We start from the raw sequence: 22,045 nt of genomic DNA on the forward strand, positions 1-22,045 counted from the left end.
ATAACCCCTAAGATTAGGGTTGTCATTTGACAACCCTAATCTTCCTATCTAAACTTCATTTAATCAAGGATGATAAATGAACAGGAAAAAGCACCCTATCAAAGAAATTGAAGGCGCTATCCAGTATGCCGAAGCGCAAGGCTGGCGCTATAAAAAGTCTGGTAACAGCGCCCATGCATGGGGGCAGTTGCTCTGTCCACACAATAGCGATCTGTGCCGCTGTGGTGAATTTTGCGCTTTCAGTATCTGGAGTACGCCAAGGAATCCGATCACCCACGCCAAACACATCAAGCGTAATGTCGACAAATGCATCTTCCTAGTTAACGAGGCAGACTCATGAATAGTTATGAATTCACCTTAGTTTTTACTCTACCAGCAGCTCAAAGTAATCCTGAGGCATATCTCGATGCGCTTTTCGAAGCCGGCTGTGACGATGCGATGATTGGCACAGGAGTAGCAGGACGCATCGCTTTGGAGTTTGAACGGGCGGGGGAGAATGCACTCAACACCCTATTGTCGGCTATCCATGATGTTAAAAATGCAATCCCGAACGCTAACCTTGCGGAATGCCGCCCAGACTTAATCGGAGTAACTGGTATCGCGGCGATTTTCAAGCTCTCTAGACAGGCGGTTCTAAAAGCCATAAAAAATAATCCCTCATTCCCCGCTCCGGTTCATTCTGGAAGCTCTGATATTTGGCATCTATATCAAGTGGTCGACTGGGCACAAAAACATGGCAAGCTTGCCTCTCGACTCGATGATGTTGCTATTGTCAGCGAACTATCCGCAGCCACTTATCAATTGAATTTAGCTCGGGAGCTTTACTCCTTGGGGGGCGTCATCGCACCAGCCGCATTGCAAGCATTCCAATTAGGCAGTGCTAACCAAGTTCTAGGGACACGCTAAGCAGCCAGTGGAACTGCTCGACTTTGAACAATTGGGGTAGGAAGATCAGCTACGGGTTAACTTGTTGAAAGCAAGATAAAAAAAGCCCCTCACAAGGAGGGGCAAAATGCTAATTCACCACGATAGGTGAGTACGTGCGAGCTTACACGTCTAGGAAATCGAGAATACCTTCCGCGGCTTTGCGGCCTTCGTCAATCGCGGTTACAACAAGGTCAGAGCCACGTACCATGTCGCCACCGGCGAAGATTTTCTCGTTGGTTGTTTGGAACATAAATTTGCCATTGCTTGGCGCCACCACACGGCCGCGGCTATCGGTTTCGATGCCGAATTTTTCGAACCATGGTGCTGGGCTTGGCTGGAAGCCGAACGCTACGATAACGGCGTCCGCCGGAATGATCTGCTCGCTACCTTCGATCACTTCCGCGCTACGACGGCCATTGGCGTCCGGCTCACCCATTTGTGTTTCCACAACTTTAATACCTTCTACTTTACCGTCACCAACGATCTCTACTGGCTGGCGGTTAAATAGGAATTGCACTCCCTCTTCACGGGCGTTTTTCACCTCACGGCGAGAACCTGGCATGTTTTCTTCGTCACGACGGTAAGCACAAGTCACGCTTTTCGCCCCTTGACGGATAGAAGTACGGTTACAGTCCATGGCCGTGTCACCACCACCAAGTACCACCACTTGCTTGCCTTTCATACTGAGGTAGTCTTCTTCACTTTCCTCGAAGCCTAGGCAGTGGTTGACGTTAGAGATTAAGAAATCCAACGCATCGTAAACACCCGGTAGATCTTCACCTGGGAAGCCACCTTTCATGTACTTGTAAGTACCCATGCCAAGGAATACCGCATCGTATTCTTCGAGGATGTGTTCAAACGGCACGTCTTCACCAACTGTGGTACCCAAAACGAACTCAACGCCCATTTCTTCGAATACTTCACGACGGCGTGACATAACGGATTTTTCCAGTTTGAACTCTGGGATACCGAAAGTCAGCAGGCCACCGATTTCTGGGTTTTTATCAAATACCACTGGTTTCACACCGTTACGAACGAGGATGTCGGCACAAGCTAGACCCGCAGGCCCCGCACCAACGATGGCAACGGTTTTGTTCACTGGCACGACTTTCGACATATCTGGACGCCAGCCTAGAGCAAACGCCGTGTCGGTGATGTATTTTTCAACGGAACCGATGGTCACGGCACCGAAACCGCCTTCACCTAGAGTACAAGAGCCTTCACACAAACGATCTTGTGGACATACGCGACCACACACTTCTGGAAGTGAGTTGGTCTGGTGGCTAAGTTCCGCCGCCTCGATGATGTTGCCTTCACTAACCAGTTGTAGCCAGTTAGGAATATAGTTGTGAACTGGGCATTTCCATTCACAGTAAGGGTTGCCACACGCCAAGCAACGGTGAGCCTGGTGTTTGGCTTGGGTTTCTTCAAACGGTTTGTAGATTTCTACAAACTGGGATTTACGCGTCAGTAGTGGTTTTTTCTTAGGATCTTTACGATCCACTTCCACAAATTGAAATACGTTGTTCAAGCGCTCAGACATAAGCTGCTATCTCCTGTGGCCGCAGTAACTGCGGCACTTTCTCTAAATGGGTCAAACGTTGTTAGGGTCGATAATCTAATCGTGTTTGTTATTACTCTGGACGCTGACGCGTGTTCGCCAGTAGGTTACCGAGGTTGGCGGCCTTCGGTTTCACTAGCCAGAACTTGCCGATGTAATCGTAGAAGTTATCCAGGATTTCATGGCCCCATTCACTATCAGTTTCACGTACATATTCTTCGATGACAGAGCGTAGGTGCGAACGGTATTCTTCCGTTAACTCTGAGCCTACACGCTGAATTTCTACTAGCTCGTGGTTGTACTTATCTACGAAGGTACGATCTAGGTCGAGTACGTAAGCAAAACCACCGGTCATACCAGCACCGAAGTTGTAGCCAGTATTCCCAAGTACTGTGATCACACCACCGGTCATGTATTCACAACAGTGGTCTCCGGCTCCTTCGATAACCGCATGGGCACCGGAGTTACGCACTGCGAAACGCTCACCTGCTGTACCTGCGGCGAATAGTTGACCACCCGTTGCACCGTATAAACAGGTGTTACCGATAATCGCCGTTTCTTGAGACTCAAACACAGAACCGCGTGGTGGACGTACCACCAGTTTACCGCCGGTCATGCCTTTACCCACGTAATCGTTCGCATCCCCTTCCAGGTACATATTCAGACCACCAGCGTTCCACACACCGAAGGATTGGCCGGCTGTCCCCGTCAATTTTAGCGTGATTGGCGCATCTACCATCCCTTGGTTGCCGTAACGTTTCGCGATTTCGCCAGATAAACGGGCACCGATAGAACGGTCACAGTTGGTCACATGGAATTCGAACTCGCCGCCTTCTTTCTCTTCTACTGCAGGGCGCACGGTTTGCCACATTTTCTCCGCTAGTAAGCCTTTGTCATGTGGTGGGTTTTGCTTCACCTGACAGAATTGTGGCTTGTCCGCTGGGATGGCATCGTTCAATAGGATTGGCGATAGATCCAAGTTCGCTTGTTTGCTGGTTTCACCCGGCAATAGGGTCAATAGGTCAGTTCGGCCGATCAGGTCTTCTAACTTAGCCACACCCAATTTCGCCATCCAGCGACGGGTATCTTCTGCCATAAAGCGGAAGAAGTTTTTGATCATTTCTACCGTGCCGATGAAGTGCTCTTCACGCAACTTGTCGTCTTGTGTGGCAACACCGGTGGCACAGTTATTCAAGTGACAGATACGTAGGAACTTACAGCCCATTGCCACCATTGGCGTGGTACCAAAGCCGAAGCTTTCCGCACCAAGGATTGCCGCTTTTACCACGTCTAGACCGGTTTTCAGACCACCATCGGTTTGTAGGCGAATCTTGCCACGTAGGTCGTTGGCACGTAGTGCTTGTTGCGCTTCAGCAAGGCCTAGCTCCCAAGGGGAACCGGCATGGCGGATAGAGGTAATTGGCGATGCCGCTGTACCACCGTCGTAGCCAGAAATAGTGATCAAGTCAGCGTAGGCTTTCGCCACACCCGCAGCGATCGTACCCACACCCGGCTCAGACACCAGTTTCACCGATACCAAAGCATCTGGGTTTACTTGTTTTAGGTCGAAGATAAGCTGAGCCAAATCCTCAATCGAATAGATATCGTGGTGTGGCGGTGGTGAAATCAGAGTCACACCCGGCACTGAGTAACGTAGACGAGCGATTAGACCGTTTACTTTACCACCTGGTAGCTGACCGCCTTCACCTGGCTTGGCACCTTGGGCAACCTTGATCTGTAGCACTTCCGCGTTGACTAGGTATTCTGGTGTCACACCAAAACGGCCCGATGCGATCTGCTTGATCTTAGAGCGACGCTCGGTGCCGTGGCGGGCAGGATCTTCACCGCCCTCACCGGAGTTAGAACGGCAGCCTAATTCGTTCATGGCTTGCGCTAGGGCTTCGTGTGCTTCTGGTGACAAGGCACCAAGAGACATACCCGCAGAGTCGAAGCGCGGTAGGATCTCTTCGACACTTTGCACTTGCTCCAACGGAATCTCTTTCGCTTTTTCAGAGAAGCCAAACAGGTCACGCAACATAGAAGCAGGACGCGTATTTACCAAGTGAGCGTATTCTTGGAAATCCTCAAATTTACCACTGGTAACGGATTTCTGTAGGTTACGAACCACATCTGGGTTGAACGCGTGGTATTCGCTACCGTGTACGTATTTGAGGTAGCCACCTTGAGTGATCGGCTTACGAGCTTTCCAAGCGTTGCTGGCAACTGCTGCTTGTTCACGTTGGAAGTCCTCGAAAGTCGCACCTTGGATGCGGCTTGGTACGCCTTTGAAACATAGGTCAACAACTTTGCTGCTTAAGCCAACCGCCTCGAACAACTGGGCGCCACGGTAAGAAGCAATGGTGGAAATACCCATCTTCGACATGATTTTCATCAGGCCTTTGTTGATACCTTTGCGATATTTGGTGTGGCAAGCAATTGGGTCGCCAAGCACTTCACCTTTATCGACCATGTCGTTGATCAAACGGTAAGACAAGTACGGGTAAACCGCGGTAGCACCGAAGCCGAGTAACACCGCAAACTGGTGCGGGTCACGGGCAAAGCCGGTGTCAGCGATAATGTTCGAATCACAACGCAAGCCGCTCTCTACCAAGTGGTGGTGTACCGCACCGACGGCCATTGGCGCAGGGATTGGCAACAAGCCTTTTTCAATAGCGCGGTCGGTCAGTACAACGATCACGGCACCATTACGAACCACTTCTTCCGCACTCAACTGTAGGTTGCGGATCGCTTGTTCTAGGGTCACTTCTTCTGGATTGTAGTTGGTGCTTAGACGCACCAAACGGAAGCGGTGATCTTCTAGGGCTAACAGACGGCTGTATTTGCGTGGCGACAGAATCGGCGACGACAAAATGATACGGTTAGCGTGCTTCGGTGTTTCTTCAAATAGATTGCGCTCGGCACCGATACAGGTTTCCAACGACATCACCACGGACTCACGTAGCGGATCGATAGGTGGGTTGGTTACCTGAGCAAATTTTTGTCGGAAGTAATCGGACACTGGACGAGTCTGGCTTGACATGACCGCCATTGGGGTGTCGTCACCCATTGAACCAACCGCTTCGTGACCGCTTTCTGCCAATGGACGGAAGATCTGGTCGCGTTCTTCGAACGATACCTGGAACATTTTTTGGTAGGTCAGCATTTCGTCCGGCGTAAACGGCACAAACTCCATGGAGTGTTCGACCAATAACGCTTCGATACGAATGGCTTCTTGCTTCAACCATTTCTTGTACGGATGCGCAGACTTGAGACGGTTATCAATATCGCTGGTGTGAAGCACTTCACCGTTTTGCGTATCTACTACCAACATTTGGCCGGGACCAACACGACCTTTAGATACCACGTCTTCTGGCTTGTACGAGTAGGTACCGATTTCAGACGCTAGGGTAATGAAACCATTTTTGGTGATTACCCAACGGGCTGGACGCAAACCATTACGGTCAAGCATACAAGTAGCGTAACGGCCATCGGTCAATACCAAGCCTGCTGGGCCATCCCATGGTTCCATGTGCATGGAGTTGTAGTCGTAGAAAGCACGCAGATCTGCATCCATGTTTTCTACGTTTTGCCATGCTGGTGGAATAATCAAACGTGCCGCACGGAAGATATCCATACCGCCAGTCACTAACACTTCCAGCATGTTATCCATGGAAGATGAATCCGAACCGGTTAAGTTCACCACTGGCTGTAGTTCAGACATTTCAGGAATCAGAGGCGAGCGTAATTTATTGCCTCGTGCGATAGCCCAGTTACGGTTACCTTCGATGGTGTTAATTTCACCATTGTGGGCCAACATTCGGAACGGCTGAGCGAGTGGCCATTTCGGTAAGGTGTTAGTAGAGAAACGCTGGTGGAAAACACAGATTGCGGTTTTCAGTTTGTCGTTGCCAAGATCTGGGTAAAACGTTGGCAAATCTTCTGGCATCATCAAGCCTTTGTAAGACAACACTTTGTCCGACAAAGAACATACGTAGAAGTTTTCGTATTGCGCTAGGGCGATTTCTGTCTTACGACGAGCCACGAACAAACGGGTACCGAACGTACGTGCGTCCATCCGGTTACTATCCACAAATACTTGCTCGATACGAGGCAAGCAATCTAGGGCAATACGCCCCAAACAGGCTGAATCGACTGGCACTTCACGCCAGCCCACCACTTTCAGACCTTGCACTTCTAGCTCATTGGTCAAGGTATCACGTTGCTGCTGAGCTAACGCTTCATCTTGATCCAAGAAAACCATGCCGATACCGTAAAGATCGGACAAAACATGGTTAAATAACTTGATTGACTCATCCCGCAAAAATGCGTCGGGCTTTTGAATCAATAGACCACAGCCGTCACCGGTCTTTCCGTCGGCTGCGATACCACCACGGTGCGTCATACATGTCAAAGACTCGATCGCGGTTTTTAGAAGGTCATGACTGGCGGTACCTTCCATATGGGCAATTAAGCCGAAACCACAGTTGTCTTTGAACTCGCCAGGACGATAAAGGCCTGCATTCATACACCAACTCCCACAACAGTAAATACGAAAAATATTAAGAGGTAACTCAGTGCGATTCGCCTGAACCCGCCCTGAAAACTAGAGGACAGCGGCAAGGTTGGTTAACTTTTATCCAAAGAATCGCATAATTGGTGAGCCATACTACTCTGGGAAAGTCGGCGGCTCAAATGACGCACATGGGCAAATCGGCATTTTTGAGTTTTTTTGATTCGCTTTTTGAGGAAAAAACCTCATAACCATAGAATTATCTATGGTGGCTTTTTTTCCGAGCAGAAAATTCCTCTGCGGATGGTCAGATTTCAGAAGAAAATGGCTTTTTTATCTGAATTCTCTTTTTTTTATCAAAATTCTCGCCGCAAATAGGCAAAAATATGACGAAAGAACAAAAAATAGCCGATGGAAAGGGAATAATTCGAAGCTTACTGAGCTTTGCGGATATCGTCCTGAATACCACGAACACTACGCGCCCAAGGGTTCAAGGCTCTTAAATCCGCTGGGAGTTGCTCTACCGCAGCGATGGCTTCGCTACGATTGCGGTAGGTGCCATAGACCACGACGAACCATTCACGGTTGTTATGTCGCGCTTTGAAATAACTAAATGCGTCAATACTACCCTGTTCACGAATAAAATCTTCAACTGTGCCAATGTTATAAGTACCCAATAGCTGCAAGGTATAACGGTTGGGGTTCTCTTTTAACCAAGCATCGGTTTTATTGAAACGGGCCATGGCTGAAGGGGCAGGTTCAGGCGTCACTGGAGTGGGTGTAGCAACTACGGCAGGCGCAGTCGGTGCCGGAGTCGTTACAACTGGCGCCGTACGCACTGGGGCGGGTTGAATCACTGGGGCAGTTACCGCAACAGGCTCGGTAGGAGTCGGTGTCGAGGGTTGCGCCGCACCGGTTGGAATTGGAGGTAATGCAAGCTGACCTTGCTGCCCAATCTGACGTTGCATGGCTTCGATACGCGCCAGTGTTTCGGAACTGGCTTGACGAGGTGCTTTGGCAATGGGAGCCACACTGGTACTTGGTGCGGGAGCTTCTGGGGTTGGCTCATAGAAGATCACCGCCAGCAAAATCCCCATCATAATGGTAGACATTAAAGCAAGGTGAACGGTCGGAAAGCCGCTAGTCAAACCGCCAAGCCAGCGGGTTTTCTCCCCTTTGGTTGCACCCTCTTTGTCTTTGTTGCCCACGCCCAGTAGCGATGCGGCAACGGCATTGATGGCCCCTGGCAAACCACCAGATGATTGATGGATCTTTTTAATCTGACGCTCATTAAATGGCAGATTAATACCACCACCAATGGCTCGCACCCGATGTAATAAATAGGCCCGTGTCTGTTCGAACGAGAATGGAGCAAGCTCCAGCTGATGACTCAGCTGTTCATAGCGACTACGCTGGTAATTATCCAAATTACGATTGAGTGGGTGCTCCGAAAACAGCGCCACATGGGGTACCGCTTGGCTCTCCGTCGCGAGGGACATCAAATCCATCAACATACTGACGGCATCGGTATTCAGCTCTTGCGCGTTGTCGATCAGAATAATGGCTTTTTGCCCACGACCCTCGACTTCGCTAGCGTAGGCTAATAACGGGGAAAAGGATGTCACATTGGCATCAGACAGGGTGATTTTACCGGCAAAGGCGGCATAAATGCTTTGCAGTAGCTGCCCTGCGGTCATCAACATGGTGGCTTGCAGTCGCACGACGATCGCACTTTCGTCTTGTAACCGAGCAAATTCCTGCAAAAAGCGGGTTTTACCGCTGCCTTGGGGACCAATCACCACCGAAAGCAAATTACTGTAGCGACTCAGGTGTTCAAGCAGAGCCAGCTGTTGATTTCGTTCATCAGAGGCGAAATAGTCCCCTTCCACGTTCTGGGCGAACGGGTTACGCAGCATCACCTTGGGCGGCTGTTCGAGGGCTTCCTCTAAATTGAACTGAAAATCTGGCTCCGCCATGCTCTCGCCTTGCTCCCGCCTTGCTCCCGCTAGCCTTGCTGAGCTGCCTCGATGGCATCATCAAGACAGGCATTAAATTCATCCACATTAATATCAGACGTGACAATAGCTTCACCAAGGGCCTGTAGCAACACCAAGCGTAATGAGCCATCTAACACCTTCTTATCCCGCAGCATATGGGCCATAAAACTGTCTTTGGTCATTTTAGCTGGTGGTAGTACCGGCAGGTCAGCACGCTGGATAATGGCGACAGCCCTTGACACATCGGCTTCTTCTAAGTTGCCCATGCGCCAAGATAAATCCACCGCCAATACCATACCAGCGGCAACAGCTTCACCATGTAACCACTCGCCATAGCCCATTTCGGTTTCGATGGCGTGCCCGAAGGTGTGTCCAAGGTTTAAAATCGCGCGTACACCGCCTTCCCGCTCATCCATAGCCACCACTTTGGCCTTGGCTTCACAGGAACGATAAATAGCTTCTGTGATCAAGCTAGTATCCAGCGCCATCAACTCGGTCATGTGTTGTTCTAGCCAAGCTAAAAACTCGGCGTCACAGATTAAGCCGTATTTGATCACTTCCGCCATACCGGCAGACAACTCCCGGGGCGGCAATGTCGCCAACGAGTCCGTGTCAATGATTACCGCTTGAGGCTGATAAAACGCCCCAATCATGTTTTTACCCAAAGGATGATTGACACCAGTTTTGCCGCCAACCGATGAATCCACTTGGGACAGCAAGGTAGTCGGCACTTGGATAAAGTTCACACCACGTTGATAGGTCGCAGCGGCAAATCCCGCCATATCACCGATGACACCACCACCCAAGGCAATAATGGTTGTGGTGCGGTTGTGATTAGCGGCCAGTAGTGAACTCATGATTTGCCCATAAGTGTCGAGGGTCTTGTGCTTCTCTCCATCTGGCAAAACACAAGTGGCAACTTGATAATCATCCCCCAACAGAGTAACCAATGCATCGAGGTATAATGGCGCGACCGTATCATTGGTCACTATCATGACCTGCTTACCATGAATCGCGGCATCAAATAGGGCTTTTTGCTGGCGAATACCGCTCCCTATGTAAATAGGGTAACTACGATCACCTAAATCAACTGTCAGAGTTCGCATGGGTTAGCTCTTTTCCAATAAGTGTTTGTTGATAGCATCGAGTACTTTCTTGGCCACATTCTTGGGGTGGCGCGAGTCCGTTTCGACAATGACAGAAGCGACTTGTCGGTACAAGGGATCACGGGTGTCAAACAGGCGTTGCAAAGTTTCCCTCGGGTTGCCAGTTTGCAATAAAGGACGATGGTTACTTTTGGCGGTACGCTGCAACTGCTGCGCTACAGAGGCATAGAGATACACAACCAAAGGTTGCTCCCCTAGGATCTGGCGATTTTCCTCACGCATCACAATACCACCACCAGTAGCGAGTACGATTGGCGTTTGCGCGTGTTCCTCCAACATCCCTTGCAAGGCTTGGGTTTCCCGTTTTCGGAAGCCGTCTTCGCCTTCTTTCTCAAAGATCCACGGAATATCCGCTCCGGCGTTTTCTTCAATAACCCGGTCAGAGTCATAAAACTCACGTTCTAACGACTGTGACAACAAGCGACCTATGGTGGTTTTACCTGCTCCCATTGGGCCCACTAGAATGATGTTTGGGGCGTTTGTCATTGTTCTTACTACTGTTCTTAAAAGCGGATTGCGACATTGCGCTTAGTTTACCGTCTTTTGTAGCAGTTTTGGCGTAATAAATACAACTAGTTCCACCTTTTCTTCATGGCGTTGTTGGTAACGGAACCAACGTCCGAGAAATGGCAGATCCCCTAAAAGCGGCACTTTGCTTTCGCTCGTTAGACTCTCCTCCCGGTAAATGCCCCCAAGCACTAGGGTTGCGCCGTCGGCTACATGAACTTGGGTGCTCAGGTGATTCGTCTCGATACTCGGTACGCCGTTGACCAACTCCCCTACCGCGTCTTGGTGGATATTCAAATCCAGCAATAGCGTATCGCCATCTTTAACATAAGGCGTTACTTCCAACGTCAGACCCGCCTGACGGAACTCAACCGCCGTACGATCCTCCTGCCTCACTTGATAAGGCACTTCGGTGCCAGACTCAATGCGCGCCGCTTGCCCTTCTGAAGTGACAATTTTGGGACGTGAAATCACCTCACCTTCACCATTATTCTCTAACCAATCCAAGGCAAGGGTAAGCTCACGACCATCTACGGTCGCCAAGGCCTCTAAGTTAAAAGGACTGCCGATACCGGCAAAATCGCTGTCCAAACGCACACCTCGACCTTTGTCATCCACTCCCTCTAACCACCAGCGGGCACCTTGTTGTTGATTTTGACTATGACGCACCTGTGCGATTTGGGCGGCGATTTCAATCTGCTTCACCGGGCTATCAAGCCACTGGATCAGTTCGGGCAAGCGGGAGTCAGCGGCGCAGTCTCTTAACCAAATCCCATTGGTTCGCTCGTCCACCACCATCGCCAAATCGGGCTGAAATTGTTGTAGCAAGGCGCCAACCGCCTTTACTTTGGCATGTTTAAACAGCCAGACACGCTCTTGGCAGGCGGACATCTGCTCTTCATGGTGCGGCATGACGGCAGGTTTGGGACGTAAAACGGCAATGTCATCCTGCCATAACAACAGCAAATCCAACTGCAAAGCCACAGCAGTTAGCATTTGCTGGTAATTAACATTGCGCAGTACCAAAGTTAAGTTCGCGTCGATACTTTCATCGATGATCACACTCCGCCCCAATTCAGCGGCGATGGGAGGCAAGACTTCCCGCAGCGGTTGGTTGCGGGCAAACAAATCCAGCGCTCCAAGGTGTGGGGCTAGGGTCAGTAAACAGCATAAAAATAGACAGCGCATTTAATCCTCCATGATAAGGGCCTGTTGTCGTCCGTGGGGAGCACGCAGCACCACCCGATCCAGCCCTATTTGCTCAACCGTCCAACCTTGTGCGGCTAACCAATCTTGTTCCTTTACCCAAATTTCCCCCGTGGGTGTCCACAGCAACGCTTTGGCTTGTTGTGTTTGCAGCGTTGCAAGCAAGCGCAGCCCACCAAGGGTGGATGGTGTGACCACTCCCGATACCGGCAACCAATTCTGAAAGGGACGATTGGTTTTAGGAGCCAGCACAGCAAACCTATGCTGCCCCCACCAAAGCCCTTGCTGGCGACGCCAATGTAATTGCTCGGGTTGGAGATGTATGTGCTGTTGCAGCTCCTCCAGTTGGTTTTGCCAAATATCAATGGGAGCACTGCCGGTTAGCTCTAGCCACTGTTTATCTGGATCAAGATGGTAGCTAATCGGCTGCTGCTCCTGGTTCATCAGCTGCAACAAAGCTTCATGCTGCGCCTGGTTACGCTGGGCTAGATAGTGCTGCTGGCGGGTCATGGCCTGCTGTTCGCTACGGTTTGTCAAACCGGTATCCAGCAGCCATAACCAAACGATCACTTGCAACGCCAGCAACCCCAGCCACAACCGGCGCGGTTCAGGGCTTGGCGATTTCCATTGCCACTTCATAGTACTTTTCCTTAAGCTCATTCAGGCTCACGCTAAGGTCTGGCTGTTCGACTTGCTGCAACCACGTATTCAGCGATTCCAAGGTCGAAGCTAACTTGAGTTCCGCTTGACCGTTACCTGCGTCGATAAGCAACTCATCTAGGCGTATGTTCTTTGGTAAACCAGCACTAATGGCCAACAAATCACTGGTTTTTCTATCTGCAGTCTGATCCGCTTGCCAATATTGGGGAGCAGATGGTGGCACTGTAGCAATGGGCTCTAGCCAGAGCAGCCCGGCACCACCTAGCAAATTCATACATAGGGTCAGCCCAAGCCCCGCCAAATGGCAAACTTGGCGCCGCTGCCGTAGACGATCGGCCGGACGATAACAACCGAATTGAGCGCGACTGTATCTGCCAGTAACCCCCTCACAGTGCAACTTTACCCCTCGATCTCGCCATTTGGTGAGGCTTAGGTACTCCTTTTCATTTAGGGCGTATACCCGAATATACTGTTGCGCAACATCCACTGCGTAGGCGAAGTAGACTTGCTCTACTTCGGTTTGCACCAGCTGGCTAGCATGACTAGCAGCCAAGAGAGGATAAAGGGCAACCGGCAGTGTGGCATCCAGCGGATAACTATCGCCGTGGCACCAATCTGGCGGAATATGCAGGGTCAATCTAGGAAAAGGCGGATCAAACTGGCTGAGGGCGGTAAGCGCTGTTAGCTTTCCCGCAACACTGGCGTCGTCTGGTGCGTAATGAGGTGCTGACACAACAGGCAGCCATTGCTCACCACGCCAGCAAAAGTGTTTGGAACGATTTAGTAACATAGTCTTCTCCCTGACAATGTAGATAGGCGCAAGTGTTAATATCTTGCGTCCATACCTCTTACATCCATAAAAGAGGCAATTGCAAAGATAGCATGAATTATAATCAGGGCAAGCGCCCATCTGTCATAGATTCGGGTATAATGACGACCTACTAATCATCAGCGAAACAATCACGGGGTAGCATGATCAGGGCGATCAAAATTCTGTTTATTCTTGGCGTTATCGGCGCTCTGGCCGCCGCCGGAATCACTTACGGTATTTATCTGAACGTGAAAGACCGTATCCCCACCGTCGCCGAGCTGAAAGATACCAAGCTACAAATTCCCTTACGCATCTACACCCGCGACAGCAAGCTCATCGGCGAGTTCGGTGAACAGCGCCGGACGCCGGTTAGCTACGACGAAATTCCAGCTAATTTAGAAAATGCTATTCTCGCCGCTGAAGATACCAACTTCTACCATCACCCTGGGGTAGATATCATGGGACTTGGACGTGCTGCCTTCCAATTAGTCTCTAGCGGTGAAATCCAAGGGGGTGGTTCGACCATCACCATGCAGGTAGCCCGGAACTACTTCCTATCGTTTGAGCAGACTTTTACCCGAAAATTTACCGAAATCTTTATTTCCCTGAAGATGGAGCAGGAGCTAACCAAGCACGAAATCCTGGAGCTCTATGTTAACAAGATCTACCTTGGCAAACGGGCTTATGGTTTCGAAGCCGCTGCTCAGGTTTATTACGGCAAATCATTGCAAGAACTGGACTTGGCCCAGTTGGCCATGATCGCAGGCTTGCCTAAAGCACCATCCCGCTTTAACCCAATCGTCAATCCTTCCCGCGCCCTGATCCGCCGCAATTGGATTTTGCAGCGTATGCTCTCCCTCGGCATGATCAATAAAGAGGACTATCAAACCGCCGTTGAAGCTCCGATTACCGCTCAGAACCATGGCATTAGTCCCGATGTGGAAGCAAGCTATGTGGCGGAAATGGTAAGGGCTGAACTCTATGACAAGTTCGGCGATGACCTCTATAACGATGGTCTCGTGGTCTACACCACCATCAATTCCGAACGCCAACTGGAAGCCAATCAGGCGGTCTACGATGGCGTCTTAGCCTATGATGAGAGACACGGTTACCGCGGTACGCTAGAAACCCGGCCTGATTTGGTGTCAGCATCCACTGAAGAGCAAACCAAAGCCCTGAAAGCCCATAGCAATATTGTTGACTGGACCATGGCCTTGGTTCTCGCCACAACGGAAACCGATGCCACCGTTCGCCTAGAGGACGGCAGTACCGTAACCCTACCTTGGCCAGCAATGAGCTGGGCACGTCCTTACATTGACGCGGATCGTCAGGGGGCGGCACCCAAAGTCGTGGCGGATGTATTGGTTCCCGGAGATGTGATTCAACTGCGACCTGACTCTCAAACCAACTGGCGTCTCGCGCAAACACCAGCGGTACAAAGCGCCCTAATTTCCCTCGATAGCAAGGACGGTGCGATTGAATCCTTGGTGGGTGGTTTCAACTTTTTTGCCAATAAATTCAATCGGGTAACTCAGTCCAAGCGTCAACCAGGGTCGAACTTCAAACCCTTCATTTATACCAGTGCGTTAAACCAAGGTTACACTGCGGCGAGCATCATCAATGATGCTCCTGTGGTATTCGAAGATAATAATCTCGCCGCCGCTTGGCGTCCCACCAATGATGGCGGCAAGTTTTATGGCCCTACGCGCCTGCGTCAGGCCCTATTCCGTTCCCAAAACGTGGTATCGGTACGTTTATTAGACGAAATGGGAATCCGCCCGACGCTAGAATTCCTGAAGCGCTTTGGTTTCGACCCAGCTGAGTTACCGCACAACTTATCCCTATCACTCGGTAGCGCAAATCTTTCTCCATTACAAATAGCAGCAGGCTATACAGTGTTTTCCAATGGCGGCTTTAGGGTGCAGCCGTACTTGATTGACCGAGTCGAAGATAGCGAAGGCAATATTCTATTCCAAGCGGAACCTATAACCGTATGTGATCCTTGTACCTTGTTGGAACTAGATCAGCTAGGCGATGTACAAATGGGCCTATTTGATACGCCACAGGGCTTCAAGACGCTACCGGTGGCACAACGAGTGATTGATGCCGATATTGCTTACATCATTTATGACATGATGCGCGACGTGATTCGTTATGGTACTGGCCGCCGCGCTTTGGTGCTGAAACGAGATGATATCGCCGGCAAGACAGGTACCACCAATGATGGCCGAGATGCTTGGTTCTCAGGCTTTAACGGCGATATTGTCACCTCCGTATGGACTGGCTTTGACGATAGCTCCCCGCTTGGGCGTGGCGAGTGGGGTGGTTCAGCCTCCTTGCCAACTTGGATCAGCTACATGCGCGATGCGTTAGCCGACCAAGAGCCTGCTTATATTGCCAAGCCATCCTCATTGGTGACCGTTCGTATTGACCCTAAAACTGGGGAACGCGCTTTACCGGGACAAAAAGATGCCATTTTCGAAGTGTTCCGTCCTGCTAATGTGCCTGCACAACGAGTTCTGAATGTGCCCATCACGACCGGAACAAGTGCTACAGATCTAAAACAGGAAGAAGCCAAAGCAGAAACCGCCCTAGAGAACCTATTCTAGGGTGGTTATCGCCAACACCATGATCTAGCTCTAAACCATAATAAATTCTGATAGCGATAAGCTTTAATCACTGCTAGCGTTAATATTTGTTAACGCCTTAGAGTTTTATCCATGAAGCACACTCAGACTTTATTATCGTCCGCTCGCGTACCTTTCTTACTATTGGCTCCGCTGCCAGTTTTGCTCGGAGTATGCGCAGCCTGGTATACCGGCAATGATGTATCCGGCTGGCATATTTTCCTTGCGGTAATTGCGGCGTTGGCGGCGCACATTAGTGTAAATGCCTATAACGAATACGAAGATTTCACCACTGGGCTGGATGCACAAACCCAACGCACCCCGTTCAGTGGTGGCAGTGGCGGCCTAATCGACAACCCAGCCGGGGCCCGCAGCGTATTATTAATGGGGCGTATTACCTTACTACTTTGTGTGCTAATCGGACTGTATTTCGTCTTCTTGCGGGGCTGGTCGTTACTGCTGTTGGGCCTATTGGGAATAGGCTTGATTCTAGCTTACACGCCAGTATTAAACGGCCACCCACTATTATGTTGGTTATCGCCGGGGCTTGGGTTTGGTCTAGTGATGGTGCTAGGAACGGAATTAGCACTCGCTGGGGAAATCAGTAAAACTGGATTGATCCTTGCTTTGGTTATGACCTTAATTGGCAATAACCTTCTACTACTAAACCAACTGCCCGACATTGAAGCCGACCGTAAAATCGGTCGTCGCCATATCCCTATTGTTTATGGCAAAAAAGCCGCCCTCGAATTTTACTTTGCCTGCGTGCTTGCTATGGGCGTCGCGGTGATTTTTGCTGCCATCAGTCATTACTTGCCACTTTCAAGCTTACTAGCACTGCTGCCCCTATCATTGGGTTGGTTGGTGTTCAAGAAAATGCAACCCCAGCTTGATCAAGCACCATCCAACTGGATTCCTGAGTTGGGTAAAAATGTTGCCATGACTTTGCTCACCCCACTGGTATTAGGTCTGACAGTGCTTTTTGCAGCCTAGCTTTGCCAAATCTAGGCATAAAAAAACGGAGGCTTGTGACCTCCGTTTTTTATTCAGCTAAACCTGGGTTAGGTTAAACGCCGAAACGGTCCAGATTTTCTAGTGGGTAGAAGTCTGGGTAAGGTAGTTGCGCCACACCGGAGTCTACTGCAGCTTTTGCAACAGCAGCAGAAACCACAGTTAGCAAACGAGAATCCATTGGTTTTGGTAGAATGTATTCTTTACCAAATTCAAATGCCACACCGCCGTAGGCTTTCACAACTTCTGCTGGTACTGGCTCTTTCGCCAAGTCTTTTAGCGCTGTTACGGCAGCGATCTTCATTTCTTCGTTGATCTTAGATGCACGTACATCCAAAGCACCGCGGAAGATGAACGGGAAACCTAGCACGTTGTTTACTTGGTTCGGGTAGTCAGAACGTCCTGTCGCCATGATCAAATCACTACGCGCAGCCAATGCCACTTCTGGATTGATTTCTGGGTCTGGGTTTGAACACGCAAACACTACTGGGTTTGGAGCCATTTTCATCAATTGCTCAACAGACAGTAGATCTGGGCCAGAAACACCAATGAACACGTCAGCACCGTCGATTGCATCGTCCAAATTACGAGCGTCGGTTTCGTTGGCAAACATGGCTTTGAATTGGTTGAGGTCATCACGACCAGAGTGGATTACACCCTTACGGTCAAGTACGAAGATATTTTCCCGTTTCGCGCCACAAGCAATGATCAGCTTCATACAAGCCGTTGCCGCTGCGCCAGCACCTAAACAAACGATTTTCGCATCTTCAATGGCTTTGCCTTGCAGCTCAAGCGCATTCAACAGGCCAGCTGCGGTTACGATTGCAGTACCGTGTTGGTCATCATGGAATACCGGAATTGAACAACGTTCGATCAGTTGACGCTCGATTTCAAAACACTCTGGGGCTTTGATATCTTCTAGGTTGATACCGCCGTAGGTGTTAGCAATACGTGCCACCGTATCGATAAAGGCTTGTGGGCTCTCAGACTCAACTTCTACGTCTACTGAGTTCACCCCAGCAAAGCGCTTGAACAATACGCCTTTACCTTCCATAACGGGTTTGGACGCCAATGGGCCGATGTTACCAAGGCCAAGCACCGCTGTACCATCAGAAATAACCGCAACTAGGTTACCTTTACCAGTATAACGGTATGCTGCTTCAGGGTCCTTAGCAATTTCACGGCAAGGCTCAGCCACACCAGGGCTGTAGGCCAGAGACAAATCACGGGAAGTTGCCGTTGGCTTAGTGATGGTAACGCTCAATTTGCCTGGTACAGGTTTTTCATGGTACTCAAGGGCGGCTTGTTTTAGATCTTCTGCCATTTTGTTTTCCGTCTATTTTTGGTGTTATTTATGTAATATTGCAGCTATGGGGTAGTCACCTGTCGATGCTGCCCCTTATCGTTTTAGTATTGCCAGCATAGTCGATTGACTGCTGGCTTAAAAGCCAAAACGGCGGATATAAATACCAAGGTCAATCTTCTGCCCGATTCAGATCCAGCGGATGTCTGACAGTCAGAACCCAAGATTTATAACGTCGGTTTTGGTTTTTGCGTTGGTACTGCCAGCCACGGGCTTCAACCAGTTGGTTGGCTAGCAGATACACATCTTGCTCGCGCCAGAGATTCTGGGCGTAGGGCGGTATGTTGATTACTAGATCCTGATCGGTTTCTAGCCACCAGCCGCCGCGATTGTGGGTAATAGAAGTCACGGTATGTCGCGCGACCACGAAGCCAGCTTGTGGCTGCCATTGTGGTGGTCGTTGCCATAACCCAACGCGTTTTTCTCTAGCTAGTGCTTCACTGCGAACAAAGCAGTCTTGGTAAGCTAGGTTGGGAGGTATGGCAATACGATAACCAAGTCCATCAGATAGTAACTGACTGGCAACCGAATTACGATCTTTCGTAAATAAATAATACAGCTTGCGGCCATAACGATCTTCGTCATCAAAGGCGGCTTGCCAGTAGACGCCATCCTGAACTAATTGGCGCAGACGCTTGGTAGCTGCTACTGCAAACGCTTGATGATTACCCTGTTCGTGATCCAACTCTGGAGTATTCACTCCCACTAACCGCACCTTACGGCCATCGGTTAGCTCCAATGTATCACCATCGACCACTTTACGCACAGCCGAAAAAGTCAGATCACCTTCTGCCTGACACAAGGCAGCCAGTGCAGCAGCACTAAACAGATATAAAAAAAGCGCCAAGATGACTTGACGCTTTTTTAGAAAACTCAACTTCATACCACCAATTACTTAGTAGAACGACGAGCTCCGAAACGCTTGTTGAAGCGGTCAACACGACCACCAGTATCAACCATTTTTTGCTGACCAGTGTAGAAAGGGTGGCACTGAGAGCAAACGTCGACGTGAAGGTCTTGGCCTAGAGTAGAGTTTAGGCTAAGAGTGTTACCACAAGTACAAGTTGCAGTAACGGCAGTGTAATTTGGGTGGATATCTTTTTTCATCGTTTTTACCTTAAGGATTGGTGTGCCGCCACTTGATCTCGCGCTCAAAAGCGTCGTTGCCAAGCACCGCACGATTCGTTGTACGTAATTCGTACAGTGGTACCAAGAGCGCGGTATTTTAGGCTGCAAGCCCCCTTTGAGCAACCCTTTTCCACAATTTTATGGCTGATAATGGCGCTTTTTTAGCCACATGCTCGCCCGGTAAAAAGATGGCAAAAACCGTGGGCTCGCGTACACTTATAGCAACAACCTCAGCCAGAGCCGGTTTTACTTTATGAATCAAGAAGTTGCTCAAGCACATAGCGAACCTTTGCTGACTTCAGAGCGCTACGCCCGTGTCGCTTTGAATGTGCCTTTGGCGTCTTTGTTTGATTATCAAATTCCCAAGGCGCTGGCCTATCGCCATCGGCTTGAACCCGGCATGCGGGTTAAGGTTCCATTCGGCCCGCGCCATATGGTGGGAGTCATTGTCGAACTGTCTGAGACAACGGAACTCGCGCCGGAGCAACTTAAAGCCTTGCAAGGCTTGCTTGACCATACCCCTGTGATCGAAAAGAAGATGCTCGATCTGTGTAGCTGGGCGGCCCGTTACTACCACCATCCCATCGGTGAAGTAGTCTTTCATGCGTTACCCACCCTATTACGCAAAGGCGATCATGCCGAATTTCGTCAGGAAACTTGGTGGTTTGTTACCGAGGCGGGTAAGCAGTTTGATTTGCAAAAGCTCAAAAACGCTAAGCGTCAATTCGCTTTCCTAGACGCCGCTAGACAACATGAATCCCACGGTTTGAGTCCACACCTTTGTTCGCTACTGGATTTACAAACCAATGCCGGAAAAGCCTTAGCGGAGAAGGGATTGGTACGTTTTGAGGAGCGGGAATTCCGACGCGCCCAAGAAACCCATGCCCATCAAAAGCAAGTGCCGCCAACATTAAACCCAGAGCAGGAACAAGCCACCCAACGTCTGCTGAAAATGTGTGGGCAATTTGGCTGCGCTTTACTTGATGGCATCACCGGTAGTGGCAAGACCGAGGTATTTCTGCGCCTGATGGATCAACTTTTGCGGGACGATAAGCAAATTCTGGTGATGGTGCCGGAAATTGGGTTAACCCCCCAGACGTTGCGCCGGTTTGAATCTCGCTTAGAAACGGACATCGTTCTGATGCACTCGAATATGAGTGATCGGGAACGTCTGGACGCTTGGTTGCTAGCGGAACGAGGTGACGCCAAGGTGATTATCGGCACCCGTTCAGCGGTCTTTGTCCCCACCCAAAAACTCGGCTTGATCATTATTGATGAAGAACATGATGCTTCCTACAAACAGCAAGATGGCTTTCGTTATCATGGTCGTGATCTAGCCATTAAACGGGCACAGGCAGAAAATATCCCGGTGCTGCTGGCCTCTGCCACGCCGTCCTATGAATCCCTGCACAATGCGGCGAGTAAGAAGTTTGCGTGGTTGAAACTGCGTCAACGCGCGGGGCAAGCCATCTTACCAACCATGGAACGGGTCGATCTTCGTGGACAAAGTTTGCTAAAAGGCTTTTCCCCCCAAACATTGGAGGCCATGCGTCAGTGTTTGCAGCGTAAAGAGCAAGTCTTGGTATTTCTCAATCGCCGTGGCTATGCGCCGACCTTGATGTGCCATCAATGTGGTTGGATCGCCAGTTGCGACCATTGCGATGCCAATTTAACCGTCCATAAAAAAGCCAACAAGCTCCACTGTCACCATTGCGATAGCCACCAAGCCATGCTGCATCAGTGCCCCGAATGCCACAGCCATGAGCTCTTTACCGTCGGCGAAGGAACCGAGCAAATTGAAGGCATCCTGAACGAAGTGTTTAAGGAAACGCCTGTACTGCGTATCGATCGAGACAGCACCCAACGCAAATCGGCGTTAACCCAGATCACCCAAAAGATTCACGAACACGACCAAGCCATACTGGTCGGCACCCAAATGCTGGCCAAAGGCCACCATTTCCCCAACGTCACCTTAGTGGTCATCATGGATGCCGACGGTGGTTTATTTTCGGCAGATTTTCGCGCCATGGAACGCACCGCCCAGCTCATTATCCAAGTGGCAGGCCGTGCCGGACGTGCCAGCAAGCCAGGACGGGTACTGTTGCAAACCTATCACCCGGAGCATGCGGCGATTCAATGTTTATGTGAACAAGGCTACGAACCTTTTGCCCTCGGTGGTTTAAAGGAACGTCAGCAGCTAATGTTACCGCCCTTCTTTCATCAAGCTATCATCCGTGCCGAAGCCAAAGATGAATATGCCGCGATGCAAGCATTAAACGAATTGCGGGATTGGCTATCACTCAGCACCACCGCACCGATTGCTATGCTTGGTCCCTATGCCGCTATCATGGTTCGCAAGGCAGGTCAGCATCGCGCCTTGCTTTCCCTAAAAGCCGCACAAAGAGCAAATTTGCATGAAGCTCTGGCATTCGCTAGCCAATGGCTTGAGCTGCAAGCCAAAAATCATAAAATTCGTTTTGCTATTGATGTGGATCCGCTGGAAACCTACTAAGGTACTACTGCATAATGGCAAGCATTCTGTTCTAACCTAACTTTCATCAGCAAGGCTAA

At 50.1% G+C, this 22,045-nt stretch carries 16 protein-coding genes; 5 read left to right on the forward strand and 11 right to left on the reverse strand.

Translation table 11 applies throughout. The features are described from left to right. Window positions 1–76 precede the first annotated feature (76 nt). A complete protein-coding gene (locus FJM67_RS05795) occupies window positions 77–340 on the forward strand; it encodes a hypothetical protein (RefSeq protein WP_140587761.1) in 264 nt (87 codons plus the stop codon). Then, window positions 337–906: a DNA-binding protein gene (locus FJM67_RS05800; protein WP_140587763.1), complete on the forward strand. Its 570-nt coding sequence runs from the start codon at window positions 337–339 to the stop codon at window positions 904–906. Before FJM67_RS05795 ends, FJM67_RS05800 begins: the two co-directional genes overlap by 4 nt. A 142-nt stretch (window positions 907–1,048) precedes the next feature. Here the strand turns inward: FJM67_RS05800 and FJM67_RS05805 are convergent, their stop codons facing one another. From FJM67_RS05805 to FJM67_RS05840, 8 genes are all read right to left on the reverse strand, one after another. After that, entirely contained in the window at window positions 1,049–2,470 is a 1,422-nt protein-coding gene (locus FJM67_RS05805) for an FAD-dependent oxidoreductase (protein ID WP_140587765.1), read from the reverse strand. A gap of 91 nt (window positions 2,471–2,561) precedes the next feature. After that, on the reverse strand, window positions 2,562–7,013 hold the full coding sequence (gene gltB, locus FJM67_RS05810; RefSeq protein WP_140587767.1) for a glutamate synthase large subunit: 4,452 nt from the start codon (window positions 7,011–7,013) through the stop codon (window positions 2,562–2,564). Window positions 7,014–7,432: 419 nt separating this feature from the next. Continuing rightward, a complete protein-coding gene (locus FJM67_RS05815) occupies window positions 7,433–8,974 on the reverse strand; it encodes an SPOR domain-containing protein (protein ID WP_140587769.1) in 1,542 nt (513 codons plus the stop codon). Window positions 8,975–9,003: 29 nt separating this feature from the next. Next, the gene (aroB, locus tag FJM67_RS05820) at window positions 9,004–10,101 is read right to left on the reverse strand and encodes a 3-dehydroquinate synthase (protein WP_140587771.1); all 1,098 of its coding nucleotides are present in this window, start codon (window positions 10,099–10,101) and stop codon (window positions 9,004–9,006) included. Window positions 10,102–10,104: 3 nt separating this feature from the next. Further along, entirely contained in the window at window positions 10,105–10,647 is a 543-nt protein-coding gene (gene aroK, locus FJM67_RS17730; RefSeq protein ID WP_140587772.1) for a shikimate kinase AroK, read from the reverse strand. Between the two features lie 42 nt (window positions 10,648–10,689). Then, complete coding sequence (locus FJM67_RS05830) at window positions 10,690–11,856, reverse strand: type II and III secretion system protein (protein WP_140587774.1); 1,167 nt, start codon at window positions 11,854–11,856, stop codon at window positions 10,690–10,692. Beyond that, window positions 11,857–12,513 carry a hypothetical protein gene (locus FJM67_RS05835; RefSeq protein ID WP_140587775.1) on the reverse strand — a complete coding sequence of 219 codons (657 nt, stop codon included), beginning with the start codon at window positions 12,511–12,513 and terminating at the stop codon, window positions 11,857–11,859. After that, entirely contained in the window at window positions 12,482–13,324 is an 843-nt protein-coding gene (locus FJM67_RS05840) for a hypothetical protein (RefSeq protein WP_140587777.1), read from the reverse strand. Before FJM67_RS05840 ends, FJM67_RS05835 begins: the two co-directional genes overlap by 32 nt. Before the next feature lie 182 nt (window positions 13,325–13,506). Between FJM67_RS05840 and FJM67_RS05845 the strand changes: the two genes are divergently transcribed. Continuing rightward, entirely contained in the window at window positions 13,507–15,954 is a 2,448-nt protein-coding gene (locus FJM67_RS05845) for a penicillin-binding protein 1A (RefSeq protein WP_140587779.1), read from the forward strand. 111 nt (window positions 15,955–16,065) lie between these two features. Beyond that, window positions 16,066–16,965: a prenyltransferase gene (locus FJM67_RS05850; RefSeq protein ID WP_140587781.1), complete on the forward strand. Its 900-nt coding sequence runs from the start codon at window positions 16,066–16,068 to the stop codon at window positions 16,963–16,965. 73 nt (window positions 16,966–17,038) lie between these two features. Here the strand turns inward: FJM67_RS05850 and FJM67_RS05855 are convergent, their stop codons facing one another. From FJM67_RS05855 to rpmE, 3 genes are all read right to left on the reverse strand, one after another. Continuing rightward, on the reverse strand, window positions 17,039–18,307 hold the full coding sequence (locus FJM67_RS05855) for a malic enzyme-like NAD(P)-binding protein (protein WP_140587783.1): 1,269 nt from the start codon (window positions 18,305–18,307) through the stop codon (window positions 17,039–17,041). Between the two features lie 151 nt (window positions 18,308–18,458). Then, on the reverse strand, window positions 18,459–19,229 hold the full coding sequence (locus tag FJM67_RS05860) for a thermonuclease family protein (RefSeq protein WP_140587785.1): 771 nt from the start codon (window positions 19,227–19,229) through the stop codon (window positions 18,459–18,461). A gap of 8 nt (window positions 19,230–19,237) precedes the next feature. Then, entirely contained in the window at window positions 19,238–19,453 is a 216-nt protein-coding gene (gene rpmE / locus FJM67_RS05865; protein WP_140587787.1) for a 50S ribosomal protein L31, read from the reverse strand. Between the two features lie 274 nt (window positions 19,454–19,727). Here rpmE and FJM67_RS05870 point away from each other — a divergent pair, with 274 nt between their 5' ends. Continuing rightward, on the forward strand, window positions 19,728–21,986 hold the full coding sequence (locus FJM67_RS05870) for a primosomal protein N' (protein WP_140587789.1): 2,259 nt from the start codon (window positions 19,728–19,730) through the stop codon (window positions 21,984–21,986). Window positions 21,987–22,045 lie beyond the last annotated feature (59 nt).

This window comes from Maribrevibacterium harenarium (assembly GCF_006385675.1).
GTDB classification, from domain to species: Bacteria; Pseudomonadota; Gammaproteobacteria; order Pseudomonadales; family Marinomonadaceae; genus Marinomonas; species Marinomonas harenarium.

What these genes read in the sequence shown, in the direction of transcription:
- aroB (WP_140587771.1), bottom strand. Translation starts at nt 10,101, where the DNA reads ATGCGAACTCTGACAGTTGATTTAGGTGATCGTAGTTACCCTATTTAC.
- FJM67_RS05835 (WP_140587775.1), bottom strand. Translation starts at nt 12,513, where the DNA reads ATGAAGTGGCAATGGAAATCGCCAAGCCCTGAACCGCGCCGGTTGTGG.
- FJM67_RS05840 (WP_140587777.1), bottom strand. Translation starts at nt 13,324, where the DNA reads ATGTTACTAAATCGTTCCAAACACTTTTGCTGGCGTGGTGAGCAATGG.
- FJM67_RS05800 (WP_140587763.1), top strand. Translation starts at nt 337, where the DNA reads ATGAATAGTTATGAATTCACCTTAGTTTTTACTCTACCAGCAGCTCAA.
- FJM67_RS05815 (WP_140587769.1), bottom strand. Translation starts at nt 8,974, where the DNA reads ATGGCGGAGCCAGATTTTCAGTTCAATTTAGAGGAAGCCCTCGAACAG.
- FJM67_RS05845 (WP_140587779.1), top strand. Translation starts at nt 13,507, where the DNA reads ATGATCAGGGCGATCAAAATTCTGTTTATTCTTGGCGTTATCGGCGCT.
- FJM67_RS05870 (WP_140587789.1), top strand. Translation starts at nt 19,728, where the DNA reads ATGAATCAAGAAGTTGCTCAAGCACATAGCGAACCTTTGCTGACTTCA.
- FJM67_RS05855 (WP_140587783.1), bottom strand. Translation starts at nt 18,307, where the DNA reads ATGGCAGAAGATCTAAAACAAGCCGCCCTTGAGTACCATGAAAAACCT.
- FJM67_RS05850 (WP_140587781.1), top strand. Translation starts at nt 16,066, where the DNA reads ATGAAGCACACTCAGACTTTATTATCGTCCGCTCGCGTACCTTTCTTA.
- FJM67_RS05805 (WP_140587765.1), bottom strand. Translation starts at nt 2,470, where the DNA reads ATGTCTGAGCGCTTGAACAACGTATTTCAATTTGTGGAAGTGGATCGT.
- FJM67_RS05830 (WP_140587774.1), bottom strand. Translation starts at nt 11,856, where the DNA reads ATGCGCTGTCTATTTTTATGCTGTTTACTGACCCTAGCCCCACACCTT.
- gltB (WP_140587767.1), bottom strand. Translation starts at nt 7,013, where the DNA reads ATGAATGCAGGCCTTTATCGTCCTGGCGAGTTCAAAGACAACTGTGGT.
- FJM67_RS05795 (WP_140587761.1), top strand. Translation starts at nt 77, where the DNA reads ATGAACAGGAAAAAGCACCCTATCAAAGAAATTGAAGGCGCTATCCAG.
- FJM67_RS05860 (WP_140587785.1), bottom strand. Translation starts at nt 19,229, where the DNA reads ATGAAGTTGAGTTTTCTAAAAAAGCGTCAAGTCATCTTGGCGCTTTTT.
- rpmE (WP_140587787.1), bottom strand. Translation starts at nt 19,453, where the DNA reads ATGAAAAAAGATATCCACCCAAATTACACTGCCGTTACTGCAACTTGT.
- aroK (WP_140587772.1), bottom strand. Translation starts at nt 10,647, where the DNA reads ATGACAAACGCCCCAAACATCATTCTAGTGGGCCCAATGGGAGCAGGT.